A 17,497-nucleotide genomic window follows, 5' to 3' on the forward strand; every position below is an offset into this window, starting at 1 on the left:
CTATCGCCTCCCTCAATCAGTTGACGGACAGATTCCGGCCAAGTTCCGGCAAAGCGTCGCGCCGATCTTCCTGGAAGCGGGTGATCTTCATGATGACGAACGCCGCCAGCGCCGCCGTGGCCGTCCACCAGGCGCAGCCGACCACGTCCACCCACGCCGCCTCCCTCTGCGCCTCCAGGTCCGACCGCCACAGCAGCACGGCCACCACGTCGAACACCCAGACGCCGATCAGGAAGGCGCTCCACCAGGCCCAGACCAGCACGGAGGGGCGCGCCAGCGGCAGGGGTCCCGCGGGCGCGCCCGGCCTGGAGGCGTTCCACACGTCCTCGACGACCTGCTTGGGGAACCACAGATTGACGACCGGCACGAACCAGCCCATGATCACCCACGGCCTCGCCCGCCGGTGCGGCCCCGGCAGCAGCGCCTCGGCGTTCGCCCGCACCCGGCGCAGCCACACCAGGAACGCCCCGGCGGCCAGCACGAACACCGCGACCTCCGCGACCCCGTTCCCGATGGCCAGGGCGCCGTTGACGTCCACCTCCAGCGGCCGGACGGAGTCCGAGTCGACGAGCATCCGCTGGATGATCACGGCCTGCCACGCGTTCATCCCGGCTCCCACGACCTTCACCAGGGAGTGCGCCGCCAGCGTCACCACGGCCACTGACGCCATCCCCCGGACCGGCCGCAGGGTCACGGCAGGCACCGCCGGATGCATGAGAACTCCTCGCGTAGACACCCAGAAGCGCAGTATCGCCAACTTCCACGCCCCGAAGCCCCGATTCCGGGCGTCGCAACGCTCCTGTGATCGACGACTGATCGACGACGACGGAGTCGCGCTCTCAGAGGTCGGTGGCGATGATCTTCTCGATGTTCCGCTCGGCGAGGGCCGTGATCGTGACGAACGGGTTCACGCTGGTGTTGCCCGGGATCAGCGAGCCGTCGATCACGTACAGACCGGGGTGACCGGTTAGGCGGCCGTAGTTGTCGGTGGCCCTGTTGAGGACCGCGCCCCCGAGCGGGTGGTACGTGAGGTGGTCGCCCCAGATCTTGTACGTGCCGAAGAGGTCGGTCCGGTAGATCGTCCCCTCCTTGGAGTTGATCTTGTCGAAGATGGTCTTGGCCATGTCGATGGCCGGCTGCTTCCAGGCGGTCTGCCAGTTCAGCTCGACCGCGCCCGTCGCGGCGTTCCAGGTGAACTGGGCGCGGTTCGGGTTCTTGGTGATCGACAGGTAGAACGAGGCGAACGTCTCGATCCCGGTCGGAAGCGGCGCGATCTCGGCGAACGCCCCGCCCGCGGCCCAGTTGTCGATGCCGCTGCACGGGATGGTCGACTGGTGGGAGCCGGTCGGGTCCCAGAGGTGGTTGGCGCGGCCGCACATGACGTTGCCGTTGTCGCCCCAGCCCTTGCCGACCTCGCCGTTCAGGTTGGGCAGCGCGCCGGTGGCCTTCAGCTTGACCAGCAGCTTGCTGGTGCCGACGCTGCCGGCCGCGAAGAAGACCCGGTCCGCGGTCACGGTCTTGGTGGCCGTGGTGTCGCCGTTGGTGTTGATCTGCTCGATGACGACCGTGTAGCGACCCCCGGCCGCCGGGGTCACCGAGGTGACCTTGTGCAGCGGCGAGATGGCGACCCGCCCCGTGGCCTTGGACCGGGCGAGGTACGTCTTCTGGAGCGACTTCTTGCCGTGGTTGTTGCCGTAGAGGATCTCGCCGGCCAGGGCCGACTTGGTGGCGGTGCCGGCCGCCTCCTCCTCCATGTAGCTCCAGTCGTACACGTCGGGGACGAAGACGAACGGGAACCCGGAGCGCTCGGCGTGCTTGCGGCCGACCCGCGAGAACTGGTACCACTCCGTCGAGTCGAACCAGGCCGGGTTCACCGTGCCGACCCCGAGCCCGGCGTTGGCGCGCGGGTAGTAGACGTCGTACATCTCGTCGGGGCTGACCGAGGGCAGGATGGCGGGGAAGTTCTCGCGCTTGGGGGTGACCGCCATGCCGCCGTTGACGAGCGAGCCGCCGCCGACCCCGCGGCCCTGGTAGACCGTGATGCCGCTGAACTCCTCGGCGTCCAGGACCCCGGTGTAGCGGCTGATGTTCCGGTCGATGGGGAAGCCGAGGAAGTAGTTGAGCGGCGCCTTGGTCCTGGTGCGCAGCCAGTACGACCGGTTGTCCGGCTCCAGCGTGCTGCAGAAGATCTTGCCGTCGGAGCCCGGGGTGTCCCAGGCCATGCCCATCTCGATCATGTGCACGTCCACGCCGGCCTGGGCCAGGCGCAGGGCGGCGACGGACCCGCCGTACCCGGTGCCGATGACCAGTGCCGAGACGCTCGCCCCGTTCGCGATCGGGCCGGTGATCGCCTGTGCCGTGGCCTGCGCCGGCTCGCGGCCGGCGAGGGCGGCGACCCCGAGCAGGGTTCCGGTCCCGGCGATGAACCCACGACGCGAGATGCCGGAGGTCTTCTCACTCATGCGGCGTTCCTCACTCTTGAGGGAGTTGTACGGGGTTGCTCGCGCCTGAGTCGCTGCCTGGTGAATGCGTCTACCGGTCACCGGCCGGCGAGGGACCACCGGTGGGCAGCACGCACACGGTGTCCAGCCCCAGCACCCGGTTGAGCCGGCCGAACGCCAGCCACGATCCGATGCACATGCTCAGCTCCACGATCTGGAGCTGGCTGTAGTGCGCGGTCATCCGCGCCCAGAACTCGTCGTCGATGCCGTGGTGGTCGACGGCGTACCGCTCGGCGTACTCGGCCGCCAGCCGGGTCCGCACGTCGAAGGCCGCGGTGGTGCGCCACTCGGCCACCGCCTCGGCGAACTCGTCCTCCACCTTCTGCCCGTCCCGTTCGGTACGCCAGTCGAGGCAGAACGCGCAGCCGTTGATCTGCGCGATCCGCAGCCGCGCGGCCTCGAACTCGCGCAGCCCGAGGGTCGTGTGGGCGTACACGGCGAGGGAGAAGTGGGAGGCGGCGGGCCCGATGCCGGGGACCAGCTCGCCCCACACGTACGTGATCGGGTCCTTGCCCGCGGGAATGTCGACCCTCACCAGCGGCTCCTTCCGAGCTTGCCCGTCGCCGGGCGCAGGGGGACGTCGAGCGCGTCGTACAGTCCCGGCTCCGCCTCGGCCAGCCACTCGACGGCGTTGACCAGGCGTCCGACGGCGGTGGCGTTCCCGCCGGCGGCCGGGTTGCCGCCCTCGTCGCTCGCCTCGACCGTGACCTCGATCCGCGGTCTGCCCTCGATGACCACGCGGTGCGCCCCCGCGCGGCCGGGCGTCGCGGGCCAGTCCGGGGCGCAGGACGGGTGGATCCGCGTCACGTGCTCGACCACGATCCGCGGCTCGCCGTCCACGATTCCCTGGACCTCGAACCGCACCGCGCCCTGCGTGCCGGCCTTGAACTCCCCCATGGCCTCCGTGGCGACGGTGGCGCCGAGGGGGCGCCGCTCCACGCTCTCGCGGATCTCCTCGACCCGGACCCCGAGGCCCCGGGCGATCAGCCGTACCTGCCCGCCCCACACCATGGTCGGGACGGTCGGGGCGATCATGGGCGGCTCGTAGTCCATGGGCTGCCCCATCCCGACCAGGTAGCGGACGGAGTCCTCCTGGTCGTAGGCGGAGTAGTCGAAGATCTCCTGGCAGCGGATGGCGTCCACGGTGGTGGCCAGCCCGCTGATCAGGAGAGGCAGCACGTCGTTCCCCCACCCGGGATCGACCCCGGACACGAACAGCGACCCGCCGCCCTCCGCCACGGCCCTCAGCACGTTCAGCCGCGTCTCTGGCGGCGCGTTGCGCTGGTCGTAGAGCGCGTACAGCGAGGGGGTGACGACCACCGCCCCGCCCCGGATCGCCCGGATGACGTCGGCCAGCGCCTCGTCGGGGCGGATCTCGCCGGACGCCGCGTAGACCACGGCGCGGGGACGGGTGGCGAGCACCGCGTCCACGTCGTCCGTCGCCGTGACCCCCAGCCCGTGGCCGAGACCGGCGAGCTCGCCCGCGTCGCGGCCGGCCTTGCCGGGGTCATGGACGAGCACGGCGGCGAGCTCCAGCGCCGGATGGGCCTCGACGGCGCGGATGGCCGCCCGGCCCACGTTCCCGGTACCCCAGACGATCGTGGACACCATGGGCGGAGCGTAACAAGCGCTTGGTTAGGTGTATAGGGCCCCCGGTGTGACTGGACGACGCCCAGCTACAGCGCCTGCGGAACGCCGTCCACCGTGCGGGGGACGCCGAGCGGGTTGGCCTCGCGCAGCTCCGGGGGCAGCAGGGCCTCCGGGGTGTCCTGGAAGCACACCGGCCGCAGCCAGCGCTCGATCGCGGTACTCCCCACCGAGGTGGAGCCGCTGGTGGAGGCCGGGTACGGCCCGCCGTGCTGCATGGCGGGGGCGACCGTCACCCCCGTGGGCCAGCCGTTCACGACGACACGCCCGGCCAGCCCGGTCAGCCGGGCCACCAGCTCGGCCGCCCCGCCGTCCGCCTCGCCGCTCTCGTCGGCCGCGATCTGCGCCGTCGCCGTGAGATTGCCGGGCAGGGCGTCCAGCACCGCGTCCCGCTCGGCCCGCGACCCGTAGCGGGCCAGGACGGTGACGGGCCCGAAGCACTCCTCCAGCAGCTCGCCGTGCGCCCCGCCGGCCGCCAGGCCCGACGCCGCCACGGTCAGCATGCCCGGCCGGACCGCGAGCGGCGCGTCGCCGTCGCCCGCCTCGCCGGCCGCGAGAACCTCGCGCACGCCGGGAAGCTCGGCGCGGGCGCGCACCCCGGCCAGGAACGCCTCCCGCATGCGCGGGTCGAGCAGCGGCCCGGAGGGCACCGTGGCCGAGACGGCCGCCTCGACGACGGCGTCGCCCGCCGGGCCCTCGGGCAGGAGCACGAGGCCGGGCTTGACGCAGAACTGGCCGAGCCCCTGGGTGTAGGAGGCGGCCAGCCCCGCGCCGATCTCCGCGGCCCGGGTCTCGGCGGCGCGCTCCGTCACCACCACCGGGTTGAGGCTGCCCAGCTCGCCGTGGAACGGGATCGGCCGGGGCCGGGCGCAGGCGATGTCGTACAGGGCCCGGCCCCCGCGCACCGACCCGGTGAAGCCCACCGCCGCCGTCAGCGGATGGCGTACCAGCTCGGGACCCGCCTCGAAGCCGTGGACCAGTCCGACCACGTCCTCCGGCAGCCCGACCTTGACCGCCGCCGCGCGCAGGGCACGGGCGCACAGGACGCTGGTGGCCGGGTGGTCGGGGTGCGCCTTGACCACGACCGGGCAGCCCGCGGCCAGCGCGCTCGCGGTGTCGCCGCCGGGCACGCTGAAGGCCAGGGGGAAGTTGCTCGCCGAGAAGACCGCGACCACGCCCAGCGGCACCTTGTAACGCCGCAGGTCCGGCCGGGGCGCCGGCCGGGCTCCCGGGTCCGCGTGGTCGATGATCACGTCCAGGTAGGCGCCGGACTCCGCCACGTCGGCGAAGGCCCGCAGCTGGTAGCACGTGCGCGCCAGCTCGCCCGTCAGCCGTACCCGGCCCAGCGCGGACTCCGCGTCGGCGGTCGCGATGATCTCCTCGCCGCCCTCCTCCAGCAGCGCGGCGGCCGTGCGGAGCAGGTCGGCGCGCACCGAGCGGTCCGCGAGGGCCTCCGTGGCGGCGGCCGCGGCCCGCACCGCCCGGTCGACGTCCGACGGCGTCGACTCCGTCGCGACGCGCTCGCGGGTCTCCCCGGTACGCGGATCGACGCTCAGCACGGCGTTCGCCATCTCATCCTCTTTCTTCGGTGGGGTCACTGACGGTCGGGTGCCGGTCGAGGGCGGCCAGCTCGCCCAGGGTCACGGGCGCCGCCAGGCTGCGGGTGGACAGCGGGCGCAGGTCCTCGGCCGTGGTCTCGCGGCGGCTCAGGCAGGCCGCGACGCCCGCGGTCGCGAAGCCGCACACCCGTCCCTGGCACCAGCCCATACCGGGCCTGGCCAGCATCTTCAGGGTGCGCGGGTCGTCCGCGCCGAGGTCGTCGTGCGCCCGTCGCAGGTCGCCGTAGGAGACCTCCTCGCAGCGGCAGACGAGCGTCTCGTCCCGCAGCCACTCCGTCCAGGCACGCGGTACGGGGTACGTCCGGTGCATGGCCGCGGCGAACCGCCGCCCGCGTCCGATCACCCCGCGCAGCCGGGTCATCACGGCGGGACTGACCGGGTGGCCGAGCGAGCGGGCGACGGCGAGACCGCTCAGGCGGCCCTCCTGCGTGGCCAGCACCGCGCCGCCCACCCCGGTCGCCTCTCCCGCGACGTACACGCCCTCGACGCTGCTGCGCTGGAAGGCGTCCACGGTCACGACGAGGGAGCCGTCGACGTCCTTCCTCGTGCCGGCGCCCAGCATGAGCGCCAGTTCGAGGGAGGGGGTGAAGCCCCAGCCGAGGGCGACGAGGTCGGCGGCGACCTCCCTGACCGGGCCGGCCGGGCGGCCGTCCCGGTCGACCCCGGTCAGCCGGACCGCCTCGACCCTGTCCTCCCCGAGGATGCGGCTCACGACGGTCCTGGTGCGGTACGGGATGCGGTGGCGGGCCAGGAGCGCGGCGTACTGCAGCGCCTCGACGGCCTTGCCGGGGACGGAGGCGGCCCCCACGGGGTCGCGCAGCCAGCCGAGCGTGCCGTTGGCCTCGGCGACGGCCACCACGGACGCCCCGGCCTGCGCGAGCCCGGTGGCCACCGGGAGCAGGAACGGCCCGGTGCCGGCGACCACGGCCCGGCCGCCCGCGAGCGTGCGATGCCCCTTGAGCAGGGCCTGCACTCCCCCGGCCGTCATCACGCCCGGCAGGTCCCAGCCGGGGACGGGCAGTTGCCGGTCGTATCCCCCCGTGCAGAGGACGAGCGCGCGCGCGACGACGTCACCGGCCCCGTCCGCTCCGGACTCCCTTCCGGACTCCCTTCCGGACTCCCTTCCGGACTCCCCGAGGGAGGCGGACGGCGTGGTGCGTAGGGTGAACGCGCCCGTCTCGTCCCGCGTGACGAGGTAGACCTGGCGGCCGGGCAGGTAGCGGATCCGGCCGGCGGCGCCGAGGGCGTACAGGCGGTCGCGGAGCCTGACGAACAGCGGCCAGCCGTGGTGGCCGGCGCGGTCGCCGGGCCGGGCGTGCCTCTCGTCGTAGTGCCGCCAGAACTGGCCGCCGGGCTGTCCGGCGCCGTCCACGACGGCGACCCGGAGGCCGGCCTCGGCGGCCGCGACGGCGGCGGCGAGCCCGGCCGGGCCGGCCCCGACCACGGCGACGTCATGCGTGTCCGTCATGGCCGCCCCCTCCCGAAGCCTCGTGCGGGTCGTCGCCGAGGCGCATGCCGTCGGCGGCCGGGACGAGGCAGGCCCGGCGGTCCGAAACGCCGTCGATGGTGATCAGGCAGTCGAAGCAGACGCCGATGCCGCAGAACAGGCCGCGCGGCCGGCCCGCCTTACGGGTGACGCGCCAGTCGAGGATGCCGGCCGCGACCAGGGCGGCGCCGACGCTCTGACCGGGCTCCGCGGGAACGGCGGCGCCGCGGAAGGTCATCCGGTGGGTCACGGGAGCACTTCTTCCATGTCGGGGAAGCGGTCGGGGGCGAACGGCTTGAGGTCCAGGTCCGGGCTTCGCCCCGTGAGGGCCTGGGCGACGAGCTTGCCGGTGCCCGCGGACAGGCCGATGCCGGCGCCCTCGTGGCCGCAGGCGTGCCACAGGCCGGGCGCGCGCGGGTCGGGGCCGATGACCGGCAGGTGGTCCGGGCAGTAGGGCCGGAAGCCCAGGTAGGTGCGCATGGCGCGGACCTCGCGCAGCATCGGGAACAGCGCGATCGCCTTGGCGGCCAGGGCGGCGATCGCCTCGACGGACGGCGTGCGGTCGAAGCCGACGCGCTCCCGGGAGGCGCCGATGAGGATCGTGCCGCTGTCGGTGCCCTCCACGACGGGCGAGGTCTGCAGGGCCGCGTCGGAGCTGGCCACGTCGCCCACGTACTCGGCGGCGTAGACCTTGTGCCGGATCGTGCGGGGCGGCATGGGCTGGGTGACCAGCACGAACCCGCGCCGGGGCAGCACCGGCAGGGACACCCCGGCGAGTCCCGCCAGGCCGCCCGCCCACGTGCCCGCCGCGTTGAGCACCGCTCCGGCGGGGATGTCGCCGCCGGTCGTGCGCACGCCCGTCACCCGGTCGCCGTCGCGCAGGAAACCCGTCACCTCGGTACGGGTACGCACCTCCGCGCCGAGCCCCCGGGCCAGCCGGAGCAGATGGGCGACCACCAGCATCGGCTGGACCTGGGCGTCCTGCGGGTAGAAGGCCGCCCCGGCGAGCTCCGGCGACAGGTGCGGCTCGTAGTCGGGCAGCTCGTCCCGCCCGACGTCGCGGACCTCGACGCCGTGCCGGCGCTGGTGGGCGCCCAGCTCGCGCAGCGACGCCACGCTCGCCTCCGAGCCCGCGACGACCAGGCCGCCCTTGGCCTCGAACTCCCACAGCCCGGCGTGCTCGGCCAGATCCTCACGCCACACCCGCTGCGAGTACAGGGCCAGGTCCAGCTCGGGACCGGCCTCCTTGTCGGAGACGAGCAGGTTGCCCTCGCCGGCGCTGGAGGTCCCTCCGGCGATGGGTCCGCGCTCGACGACGACCACCCGCAGGCCGGCGAGCGACGCGAAGTACGCGCTCGCCGCCCCCACCACGCCGGCGCCGACCACGACCAGGTCGGCGCCGCCGGCGCCGCGGGCGCTCATGTCGCCCCCTTGGCGCCACCCGCCCACAGACCGCGCACATGGCCGATGTGGCGGTGCATCAGGAGCTCGGCTCCGACGGGGTCGCGGGCCTGGACGAGGTCGAGCAGCTCGTGGTGCTCGGCGGCCGAGCGGGCCAGCCTGCCGCTCTGCAGCAGCGGGGTCAGGCCGAGCAGCCGCGTCTGGGAGCGCAGGTTGGACACGACGTCCACCAGGAACCGGTTGCGGCTGTACCCGAGCAGGGTCAGGTGGAAGACGTGGTCCGCCTCGACGTACCCGACGAGGTCGCCCCCCTCGGCGGCGTCGACGATGGCCTGGGCCAGCCGCCGCAGCTCGGGGAAGTCCTCCTCCGGGATCACGGCCACGCTCTCCCGCACGGCCGGCGGCTCGATCAGCAGCCGTACGGCGGCCAGGTTGTCGAGGTCCTCCTCGGACACCACCGTGACCCGGAAACCCTTGTTCGGCTGCGGGACGACCAGGCCCTCCTTCACCAGGTCCAGCATGGCCTCGCGCACGGGCGTGGCCGAGACGCCGAACTGGGTGCCGAGCGCCGGCGCCGAGTACACGACGCCGGGCTCCAGCTCGCCGGAGATGATGGCGGCGCGCAGGGCGGCCCTGATCCGGTCGCGCAGGTTCTCCCTGGGACCGATCTCGGGCAGCTCCGGGACCGGTGAGAGGCTCACAGCAGGAACCCCGCGGGGAACGGGTCGGTGGGGTCCAGGTGGAACTGCGAGGTGCCGGTGACCCAGGCGCGGCCGGTGATCGACGGCAGCACCGCGGGGAGCGCGCCCACCGTCGTCTCGCCGAGCAGCCGCCCGGTGAAACGCGTGCCGATGAAGGACTCGTTCACGAAGTCCTCCCCGATCGCCAGCTCGCCGCGGGCGTGGAGCTGCGCCATCCGGGCGCTCGTCCCGGTGCCGCACGGCGAGCGGTCGAACCAGCCGGGGTGGATGGCCATGGCGTGCCGCGACAGCTTGGCGGTCGAGCCGGGCGCCTTCAGGTAGACGTGGTGGCACCCGTTGATGTCGGCGCGTTCGGGGTGGACGGGGCGGTCGTGCTCGTTGACGGCGTCCATGATGGCGAGCCCCGCGCTCAGCAGGTCGCCGGCGCGCGAGCGGTCGAAGGGCAGCCCGAGCTCCGCCAGCTCGACGACGGCGTAGAAGTTGCCGCCGAAGGCGAGGTCGTAGCCCACCTCGCCGAAGCCGGGCACCTCGACCTTCTGGTCCAGCGCGTACGAGAACGAGGGAACGTTCTCGATCGTGACCGAGGTCGCCGCACCGTCCTCGACCGCCACGGACGCGACCACGAGCCCGGCGGGCGTGTCGAGCCTGATCGTGGTCACCGGCTCCACCACGGGCACCATCCCGGTCTCCACGAGGACGGTGGCGACGCCGATGGTGCCGTGCCCGCACATCGGCAGCAGCCCGGAGACCTCGATGAACAGCACGCCGTAGTCGGCGTCGGGACGGGTCGGCGGCTGCAGGATCGCGCCGCTCATCGCGGAGTGGCCGCGCGGCTCGTACATGAGCAGCGTCCGGACGTCGTCGCTGTTGTCCATGAACCACTGCCGGCGCTCGGCCATGGTGGCGCCGGGGATGACGCCCACGCCGCCGACGATCACCCGGGTGGGCATGCCCTCGGTGTGGGAGTCGACGGCGTGGAAAGTGCGGCGTGATCTCACTTGTAACCCTTGCGGATGACGGCTTCGGTGTCGGCGGTGATGCGGGCGGTCAGCTCGGGCGAGAGCGGCAGGCGCGGCGGCCGGCAGGCGCCGCCCTTGAGCCCCGCGAGGTCCATCGACAGCTTGATCGACTGGACGAACTCGGTCCGGGAGTCCCAGCGCAGCAGCGGGTGCAGGTCGCGGTAGATCCGCGACGCCTCCGCGAGGTCGGCCGGGTCGCCCGAGGTGGCCAGCTTGTAGAGGCGGACCGTGGCCTCGGGAATCATGTTCGGGTAGCCGGCGATCCAGCCTACCGCTCCGGCGATGCCCAGTTCGAGCAGCACGTCGTCGGCGCCGATGAGCAGGTCCAGACCGGGCGCCAGCTCGGCGATCTGGTACGCCCTGCGCACGTCGCCGGTGAACTCCTTGACCCCGACGATGAGCCCCTCGCCGAACAGCTCGGCGAGCAGGTCCGGGGTCAGGTCCACCTTGGTGTCGATCGGGTTGTTGTAGGCGACGACGGGCAGCCCGGCCTTGGCCACCTCGCGGTAGTGCTGGACCACGGCCTCCCGCTCCGCGCGGTAGGCGTTCGGCGGGAGCAGGAGCACGGACGCGGCTCCGGCCTCGGCCGCCTGCTCGGCCCAGCGGCGGGCCTCCTGCGCGCCGTAGGCGGCGACGCCCGGCATGACGCCGAACCCGGCGGGGGCGGCCTGGACGGCCGTCTCGACGACGCGGGCCCGCTCCTCCGGGGTGAGCGTCTGGTACTCGCCCAGCGACCCGTTGGGCGTCACGCCGTCGCAGCCGCCCGCGGCGAGGAAGCGCACGTGGTCGGCGAACGCGTCGTAGTCGACGGACAGGTCGTCGTTGAAGGGCAGGGCCGACGCGACGTGGATGCCGCGCCAGGGCGTGGCGGCGGTGGTCATGCTGAGGTCTCCTCTGTCAGGGTGTCCGAGATTACTGGTGCAATGTCACATCGACTACATGGCTGACTACACGGCGGCCATCCATTTCTCCAGCCCAGGTGCGTCGAGGGGCAGCGCGGCGGACAGGACCTCGGCGCCCTCGGCGGTGACCAGGAGGTCGTCCTCGATGCGGACGCCGATCCCGCGCAGCTCCGGGGGCACGGTCAGGTCGTGCGCGTGGAAGTACAGTCCGGGCTCCACGGTGAGCACCATGCCGGGCGCCATGACGGCGCCGTGGTAGGACTCCTCGGGCGCCCTGGCGCAGTCGTGCACGTCCAGGCCCAGGTGGTGGCCGATGCCGCACACCAGGTAGCGGCGGTGGTGCTGCCCGGTGTCGGACAGCGCCTCGTCCACCGAGACAGGCAGCAGTCCCCAGTCGGCCAGGCCGTGCGCGATGACCTCCATGGCCGCGTGGTGGAAGTCCGTGAAGCGCCGGCCCGGGCCCACCGCCGCGAGGCCGGCCCGGTGCGCCCGCTCCACCAGGTCGTGTGCCTGCCGCTGCGCCGGGGAGAAAGTCCCCGACGCGGGGAACGTCCTCGTCACGTCGGCCGTGTAGTACGCGTGGGTCTCCACGCCCATGTCCAGGAGGACCAGCTCGTCCGGCAGCACCGGGCCGTCGCAGCGCACCCAGTGCAGCGTCGGCGCGTGCCGGCCGCTGCCCACGATCGAGGCGTAGCCGGGGCCGTTGCCGTAGGCGCGGGCGTAACGGTCGAACGTGCCCTGGAGCCACCGCTCGCCGGGCCCGGCCACCGCGGCGGGGATCTCGCGGACGACGGCGGCGAAGCCCTCGACCGTACGGTCCACCGCCTCGCGGAGCTGGCCGATCTCCCAGTCGTCCTTGAACATGCGCAGCTCGGCCAGCGTCCGGCCGACCTCCTCGTCCAGGGGCGCGGCCGGGTCCACGCCGAGCTCCGCGAGCTCGGCCAGCGGCCGGACCGGGACCTCCAGCGCCGCCGCCCAGTCCTCCAGGCCCGGCGCGGCCCCCACCCAGAGCTCGCCGTACCTGGCGTCCGTCCAGAACCCGGGCTCGCCCGGGTAGGCGGGCGGCGGCAGGTAGAGGGTGGCGTCGGCGCCGCGCAGCACCACGACGGCGTTCTCCACCGCGCAGCCCGTCAGCCAGAAGAAGTCGCTGTCCGGCCGGAAGTCGTAGGCCGTGTCGTTGCTGCGGGTCGGCGCCTCGCCCGCGCCCAGCACGACGGTCCGGCCGGGGAGCGCCTCGGCCAGCCTGGCCCGGTGGGCCGCCGCCGCCCGGGCCGCGCCCGGCACGACCGGCGGGGTCCGGTCGGGCGTGGCCCAGCCGGTGTTCATGTACGCGGTGAACGCGGGGATCTCGGAAAGCTTGGGGGGCCTGCCTTCACGCACCGATGATCTCTCCTCCCATGTCGCGGATCAGCTCGCCCAGCCGGTCGAAGACCCTGGGGTCGCTGATGCCGTCGTGCTCGTACTCGTTGGTGACCCAGCACCGGGTGTTCCCCACCCGGGAGGCGGTGTCCAGTTGCAGGCCGGCGTCCACGTATATGTCGTCGTAGTAGACGGCGGCGGCGACGGGGACCTCGTTGGCGGCCAGCCGGTCGAGGTCGTACAGCGGGGGCCACTCCTCGCGGGCGGCCATCGCCTCGACGGCGCCCCGGAACGGTCGCAGCTCGGCGATCTCCTCGAACATCCAGGGGTAGATCATCTCGCCGGTGAACAGCAGCGGCCTGGCCTCCTCCGCGAACTGCGGATGCCGGGCCCGCTCCTCCTGCGCCGCCCACGCGGTCGCGCCCGCGCCGTGGCCGTAGATGCTCTCCTGCAGCGCCGCGAACAGCGGGTTGTCGCTGTAGGAGCTGCGTGCCAGCACCTGGTGCAGGAACACCGCCGACAGCTCGTCCCCGTTGAACGCCTCGTCGAGCAGGTAGTGCATGCGCTCGTAGCCGGGCTTCATGCCGAAGTCGATGCCGAGCGACTGGAGCCGCCGGACCGTGAGCACGTCGCCGTCGGGCAGCAGCACGTCGCCGCCCGCCAGCCGGTCGGCGATGCGGCCCACCTGCTCGATGTGCTGCGGGTAGCGCCGGTAGAACTCCTTGTTCTTGGCCTCGACCCGCGGGTACGTGCGCCGGTAGACCTCGGCCGCCGACGGGTCGAGGCCGGCCAGGCCGCCCGTGACGCGGCACGAGCTGAGCGCCTCCGGCGCCACCGACAGGTACGTCAGCGTGAGGAAGCCGCCGTACGACTGCCCGATCGTGCTCCAGCGCCGGCCGCCGAAGAACGTCCTGCGCACGTGCTCGTGGTCGGCCACGATCGCGTCGGCGCGGAAGCACGCGAGGAACTCGGCGCCCTCCTCGGCGGTCGCGAACGCGCTCATCCGGCGGCCGTCGATCCGGCTGCTGCGGCCGGTGCCGCGCTGGTCCATCACGATGACCCGGTGCGTCTTCAGGGCCTGGCCGATCCACCCGTCGGCGTTGAGCGGGCGCGGTCCCTTCCCGCCGGGGCCGCCCTGCAGGTAGACCAGACACGGCAGGTCCTCGCGGGCCCGTCCCGGGTCGACGAGCTCGCGGAAGAAGAGGTCGATCCGGCCGCGCGCCGGGTCGGACCAGTCGAGCGGCACGGGCGTGACGTGGTCGCGCACGAGCATGCCCGGGATGGTGTACGTGGCGGTGACGCTCACTGGGCGGCCCTCCTTCTGCGGTCCCATTCGGGGTTGATCCGGGGGATCGCGGCCAGCAACGTTCGGGTGTACTCGTCACGCGGAGACCGGAAGACCTCCTCGCAGGGACCCTCCTCCACGATCTTGCCCTTGTTCATGACGGCCACCCGCTGCGCGAGCTGCCGGACCACGGCCAGGTCGTGGGCGATGAAGATGTAGCTGAACCCGCTCTCCCGCTGCAGCCGCCGCAGCAGCTCGATGACCTGGGCCTGGACGGAGACGTCCAGGGCGGACACGGCCTCGTCGCAGATCACCAGCTTGGGGTTGACGGCCAGCGCCCGCGCGATGCCGATCCGCTGCGCCTGCCCGCCGGAGAACTGGGCGGGGTAGCGCTGCGCGTGGTCGGGGTTGAGGCCGACCCGCTCCATCAGCTCCCTGGTGTACGCCCGGCGGCCGCCCTTCGGGGCGATGCCCTGGTAGTCCAGCGGCGCCATGAGGATGCGCTCCACGGTGTGCCGGGGGTTGAGCGAGGAGAACGGGTCCTGGAAGACGACCTGCACGTCGGCGCGGTAGCGGGCGAGCCGGGCGCCGGTGGCGCGGGTGATGTCCTCGCCCTCGAACTCCAGAGTGCCGGAGGTCGGCTCCATCAGCTTGGCGACGATCCGCGCGCTGGTCGACTTGCCGCACCCGGACTCGCCGACGACGGCGAGGGTCTCCCCGAGCCGCACGTCGAAGCTGACCTCGTCCACCGCGGTGAACTCGGTCCTGCGCCGGTACGGTCCGCGCACCGCGAACCGCTTGGTCAGGTCGCGGGCGCGGAGCAGCACGTCACTCACAGGACCACCTCGTCGTCGATGCGCGGGATGCTCTCCAGCAGCATCCGCGTGTAGTCGTGCCGGGGCGCGGAGAAGACCTGCTCGGCGTCGCCGTACTCGACCTGCTCACCACGGCACATGACCAGCACGCGGGTGGCGATCGAGCTGATCACGGCCAGGTCGTGGGTGACGAACACCATGCCGGTGCCGGTCTCCTGCTGGAGGCCGGCCAGCAGGCGCAGGATCTGCGCCTGCACGGTCACGTCCAGGGCGGTGGTCGGCTCGTCCGCGATGAGCAGCGCGGGCGAGCAGACCAGCGCCATCGCGATCATGATGCGCTGCCGCTGCCCGCCGGAGAACTGGTGGGGGTAGTAACCGGCCCGCCGCTCGGGCTCGGGGATGCCCACCTGCGTCAGAGCCTCGACGGCGACCTTCCTGGCCGCCCGCTGCGAGCTCTTCCGGTGGGCCCGGTACATCTCCTCGATCTGCAGGCCGACCGTGTAGTAGGGATTCAGGGACGACAGCGGGTCCTGGAAGATCATCGAAGCCTGTTCGCCCCGGATACGGCGCATCTCCCTGTCCGTCCGGCCCAGCAGCTCGACGCCGTCCAGCCGGATGCTGCCCCGCGTGAGCGCCCCGGACGGCAGCAGGCCCATGACGGCCAGGCTGGTCATCGACTTGCCGGAGCCGGACTCGCCCACGATGCCGACGGTCTCGTTCCGCCCCACCGTGAACGACACGTCCTTGACCACGTCCACGGGGCCGCGCGTGGTCGGGAAGGTCACCGTGAGGTCCTCGACGACGAGCAGCTCGCTCATGACACCCTCACTCTCGGGTCGAGACCGGTGTAGAGCAGGTCGACCACGACGTTGCCGGCCATCACGAAGAACGCCGCCAGGAGGGTGACCGCCATGATCACCGGCTGGTCGTTCTTGGCGATCGAGTCGGCCGCCATCTTGCCGATGCCGTTGAGGCCGAAGACGGTCTCGGTGATCAGCGCGCCGCCCATGAGCGCGGCGAAGTCCATGCCGAAGATGGTGACGATCGGGGTCAGCGCGGGCCGCAGCGCGTGCCGGCGCATGGTGAGCACCGGGCTCATGCCCTTGGACCGGGCGGTGCGCATGAAGTTCTGCGCCAGCGCGTCGATCACGTTCGCCCTGGTCAGGCGGGCGTACAGGCAGGCGTAACCGGTGGCGAGCACCAGCCACGGCATGAGGTACGACTGGAACCACAGGACCGGGTCGTCCGAGAACGGCACGGCCGAGGGGAACGGCAGGATCTGCAGCTTGACCACGAGGACGTACTGCAGGGTCAGCGCGAGCACGTAGTTGGGAATGCTGGCGCCGCCGAGGGCGAGGCCCATGGCGGCCCGGTCCCACCAGGAGCCCTCCTTGACCGCGCTCAGCAGGCCGGCGGCGATGCCGACGATCAGCCAGAGGACCGCCGCGCCCACCGCGACCGTGGCGCTGACCGGGAGCCGGTCCACGATCATCTGCGTGACCGACTGGCTGCTCTGGAAGGAGTAGCCGAGGCAGGGCGCCGGGCAGTGGATGAGGTTCGCCCCGCTGCCGTAGTCGCGGCCGGCGACGATCCCGCTCACGTAGTCCCAGAACTGCGTGACGAACGGCTGGTCGAGCCCCAGCGAGGTGCGGATCTGCGCGACGCGGTCGGGGGTGCAGGTCTTGCCGCAGATCATCAGCGCCGGGTCCGGCGACAGCTTGAAGAAGATCAGGTACGTGAACAGGCAGACCAGGAAGAGCAGGACGACGAGCCCGGCGATCCGGCCGGCGACGTAGCGGGCCATCAGGACGCCTCCCCCGCGTCGGTGGCGGCGCGGACCCGGTCCCCGAGCACGGTCAGCGAGAGCACCGTGAGGAAGAGGAAGAGTCCGGGCACCGCGAAGTACATCGGGTCGGTCGCGTACCAGCTCACCGCACTGGAGATCATCTGGCCCCACGAGGGAGTCGGCGGGGTGACGCCGACCCCGAGGAACGACAGGCCGGCCTCGGTGCCGATGTAGCCGGGGACGGCCAGGGTCGTCATGACGATGAGGGAGTTGCGGAGGTTCGGCAGGATCTCCTTGAACACGATGGCCCGGGTGGACGCGCCGGAGGCGCGGGCGGCCTCGACGAACTCCCGGTTCACCAGCGTGAGCGTCTGTCCGCGCACCACCCGCGCCAGGTACGGCCAGCCGAACACGGTGATCACCGTGACCAGCAGGACCGAGCGGTTGCCCGTCGGCAGGGACGACAGGATCGCGATCATGAAGATCAGCGCGGGGAAGGCCATCAGGAAGTCCATGACGCGCGAGATCGCCTGGTCCACCCAGCCCTGGTAGAACCCGGCCAGCAGGCCGAACACCACGCCGAGCAGGGTGGTCAGCACGGTCGCCGAGATCGCGATCAGGAACGACACGCGGGCGCCGTAGGCGATGCGGGCCAGGATGTCGCGGCCGTTCTGCGGCTCCACCCCGAGCAGGTGGTCGGCGCTGACACCGCCGAACGAGCCGCGCGGCAGCCCGCCGAGGTTGGTGTCCACGGCGGCGGGGTCGAAGTCGTTCGGCCCGTGCCCGGTGACGGCGGAGATCAGCGGCGCGCAGATCGCCATCAGCACGACCAGGACGAGGAACGCCGTGCTGAGGACGGCGCCCCGGTCGCGCAGCAGGGCGCCCGCGATCCGGCGCCCCTCCGTGGCGGGCGCGGTGCCCGCGCCCGCCAGGGGGTCCGCCATCGCGTCGTGCGAGGTTGCGGCGATGGTCATGG

Annotated in this window: 17 protein-coding genes; all 17 read right to left on the reverse strand. The window is 72.7% G+C overall.

Going from position 1 to position 17,497, the window contains the following annotated elements; genetic code table 11:
- Nucleotides 1-16: 16 nt before the first annotated feature.
- The 17 genes from MTP10_RS03320 to MTP10_RS03400 all read right to left on the reverse strand — a co-directional run bounded on the left by MTP10_RS03320 (nt 17) and on the right by MTP10_RS03400 (nt 17,495).
- Nucleotides 17-715, reverse strand: a complete 699-nt coding sequence (locus tag MTP10_RS03320) for a DUF4328 domain-containing protein (RefSeq protein WP_310707438.1) — start codon at nt 713-715, stop codon at nt 17-19.
- A gap of 124 nt (nt 716-839) precedes the next feature.
- Complete coding sequence (locus MTP10_RS03325; RefSeq protein ID WP_310707439.1) at nt 840-2,462, reverse strand: GMC oxidoreductase; 1,623 nt, start codon at nt 2,460-2,462, stop codon at nt 840-842.
- A 70-nt stretch (nt 2,463-2,532) separates the two neighbouring features.
- Nucleotides 2,533-3,036, reverse strand: a complete 504-nt coding sequence (locus tag MTP10_RS03330) for a carboxymuconolactone decarboxylase family protein (RefSeq protein ID WP_310707440.1) — start codon at nt 3,034-3,036, stop codon at nt 2,533-2,535.
- A complete protein-coding gene (locus tag MTP10_RS03335; RefSeq protein WP_310707441.1) occupies nt 3,033-4,112 on the reverse strand; it encodes a dihydrodipicolinate reductase in 1,080 nt (359 codons plus the stop codon). The genes MTP10_RS03330 and MTP10_RS03335 overlap by 4 nt, the downstream gene beginning before the upstream one ends.
- 65 nt (nt 4,113-4,177) lie before the next feature.
- Nucleotides 4,178-5,719: an aldehyde dehydrogenase (NADP(+)) gene (locus MTP10_RS03340; protein ID WP_310707442.1), complete on the reverse strand. Its 1,542-nt coding sequence runs from the start codon at nt 5,717-5,719 to the stop codon at nt 4,178-4,180.
- Nucleotide 5,720: 1 nt separating this feature from the next.
- Nucleotides 5,721-7,235: an FAD/NAD(P)-binding oxidoreductase gene (locus MTP10_RS03345; protein WP_310707443.1), complete on the reverse strand. Its 1,515-nt coding sequence runs from the start codon at nt 7,233-7,235 to the stop codon at nt 5,721-5,723.
- Nucleotides 7,219-7,503: a (2Fe-2S)-binding protein gene (locus tag MTP10_RS03350; RefSeq protein WP_310707444.1), complete on the reverse strand. Its 285-nt coding sequence runs from the start codon at nt 7,501-7,503 to the stop codon at nt 7,219-7,221. Before MTP10_RS03350 ends, MTP10_RS03345 begins: the two co-directional genes overlap by 17 nt.
- Nucleotides 7,500-8,675 (reverse strand): FAD-binding oxidoreductase, encoded by a 1,176-nt coding sequence (locus MTP10_RS03355; protein ID WP_310707445.1) that lies wholly within the window; start codon nt 8,673-8,675, stop codon nt 7,500-7,502. The genes MTP10_RS03350 and MTP10_RS03355 overlap by 4 nt, the downstream gene beginning before the upstream one ends.
- A complete protein-coding gene (locus MTP10_RS03360; RefSeq protein WP_310707446.1) occupies nt 8,672-9,355 on the reverse strand; it encodes a GntR family transcriptional regulator in 684 nt (227 codons plus the stop codon). The genes MTP10_RS03355 and MTP10_RS03360 overlap by 4 nt, the downstream gene beginning before the upstream one ends.
- Entirely contained in the window at nt 9,352-10,305 is a 954-nt protein-coding gene (locus MTP10_RS03365; RefSeq protein WP_397204250.1) for a proline racemase family protein, read from the reverse strand. The genes MTP10_RS03360 and MTP10_RS03365 overlap by 4 nt, the downstream gene beginning before the upstream one ends.
- Nucleotides 10,306-10,349: 44 nt before the next feature.
- Entirely contained in the window at nt 10,350-11,255 is a 906-nt protein-coding gene (locus MTP10_RS03370) for a dihydrodipicolinate synthase family protein (protein WP_310707448.1), read from the reverse strand.
- Nucleotides 11,256-11,321: 66 nt separating this feature from the next.
- Nucleotides 11,322-12,656: an aminopeptidase P family protein gene (locus tag MTP10_RS03375; protein ID WP_310707449.1), complete on the reverse strand. Its 1,335-nt coding sequence runs from the start codon at nt 12,654-12,656 to the stop codon at nt 11,322-11,324.
- Nucleotides 12,649-13,941 carry an alpha/beta fold hydrolase gene (locus MTP10_RS03380; RefSeq protein WP_310707450.1) on the reverse strand — a complete coding sequence of 431 codons (1,293 nt, stop codon included), beginning with the start codon at nt 13,939-13,941 and terminating at the stop codon, nt 12,649-12,651. The genes MTP10_RS03375 and MTP10_RS03380 overlap by 8 nt, the downstream gene beginning before the upstream one ends.
- Nucleotides 13,938-14,756, reverse strand: coding sequence for an ATP-binding cassette domain-containing protein (locus MTP10_RS03385; RefSeq protein WP_310707451.1), 819 nt, complete (start codon nt 14,754-14,756; stop codon nt 13,938-13,940). The genes MTP10_RS03380 and MTP10_RS03385 overlap by 4 nt, the downstream gene beginning before the upstream one ends.
- Nucleotides 14,753-15,553 (reverse strand): ABC transporter ATP-binding protein, encoded by an 801-nt coding sequence (locus tag MTP10_RS03390; RefSeq protein ID WP_310707452.1) that lies wholly within the window; start codon nt 15,551-15,553, stop codon nt 14,753-14,755. The genes MTP10_RS03385 and MTP10_RS03390 overlap by 4 nt, the downstream gene beginning before the upstream one ends.
- A complete protein-coding gene (locus MTP10_RS03395) occupies nt 15,550-16,539 on the reverse strand; it encodes an ABC transporter permease (protein ID WP_310707454.1) in 990 nt (329 codons plus the stop codon). The genes MTP10_RS03390 and MTP10_RS03395 overlap by 4 nt, the downstream gene beginning before the upstream one ends.
- Nucleotides 16,539-17,495 carry an ABC transporter permease gene (locus tag MTP10_RS03400; protein ID WP_310707455.1) on the reverse strand — a complete coding sequence of 319 codons (957 nt, stop codon included), beginning with the start codon at nt 17,493-17,495 and terminating at the stop codon, nt 16,539-16,541. Before MTP10_RS03400 ends, MTP10_RS03395 begins: the two co-directional genes overlap by 1 nt.
- Nucleotides 17,496-17,497: the final 2 nt, after the last annotated feature.

The organism is Nonomuraea sp. 3-1Str (assembly GCF_031570565.1).
Taxonomy (GTDB): Bacteria; Actinomycetota; Actinomycetes; order Streptosporangiales; family Streptosporangiaceae; genus Nonomuraea.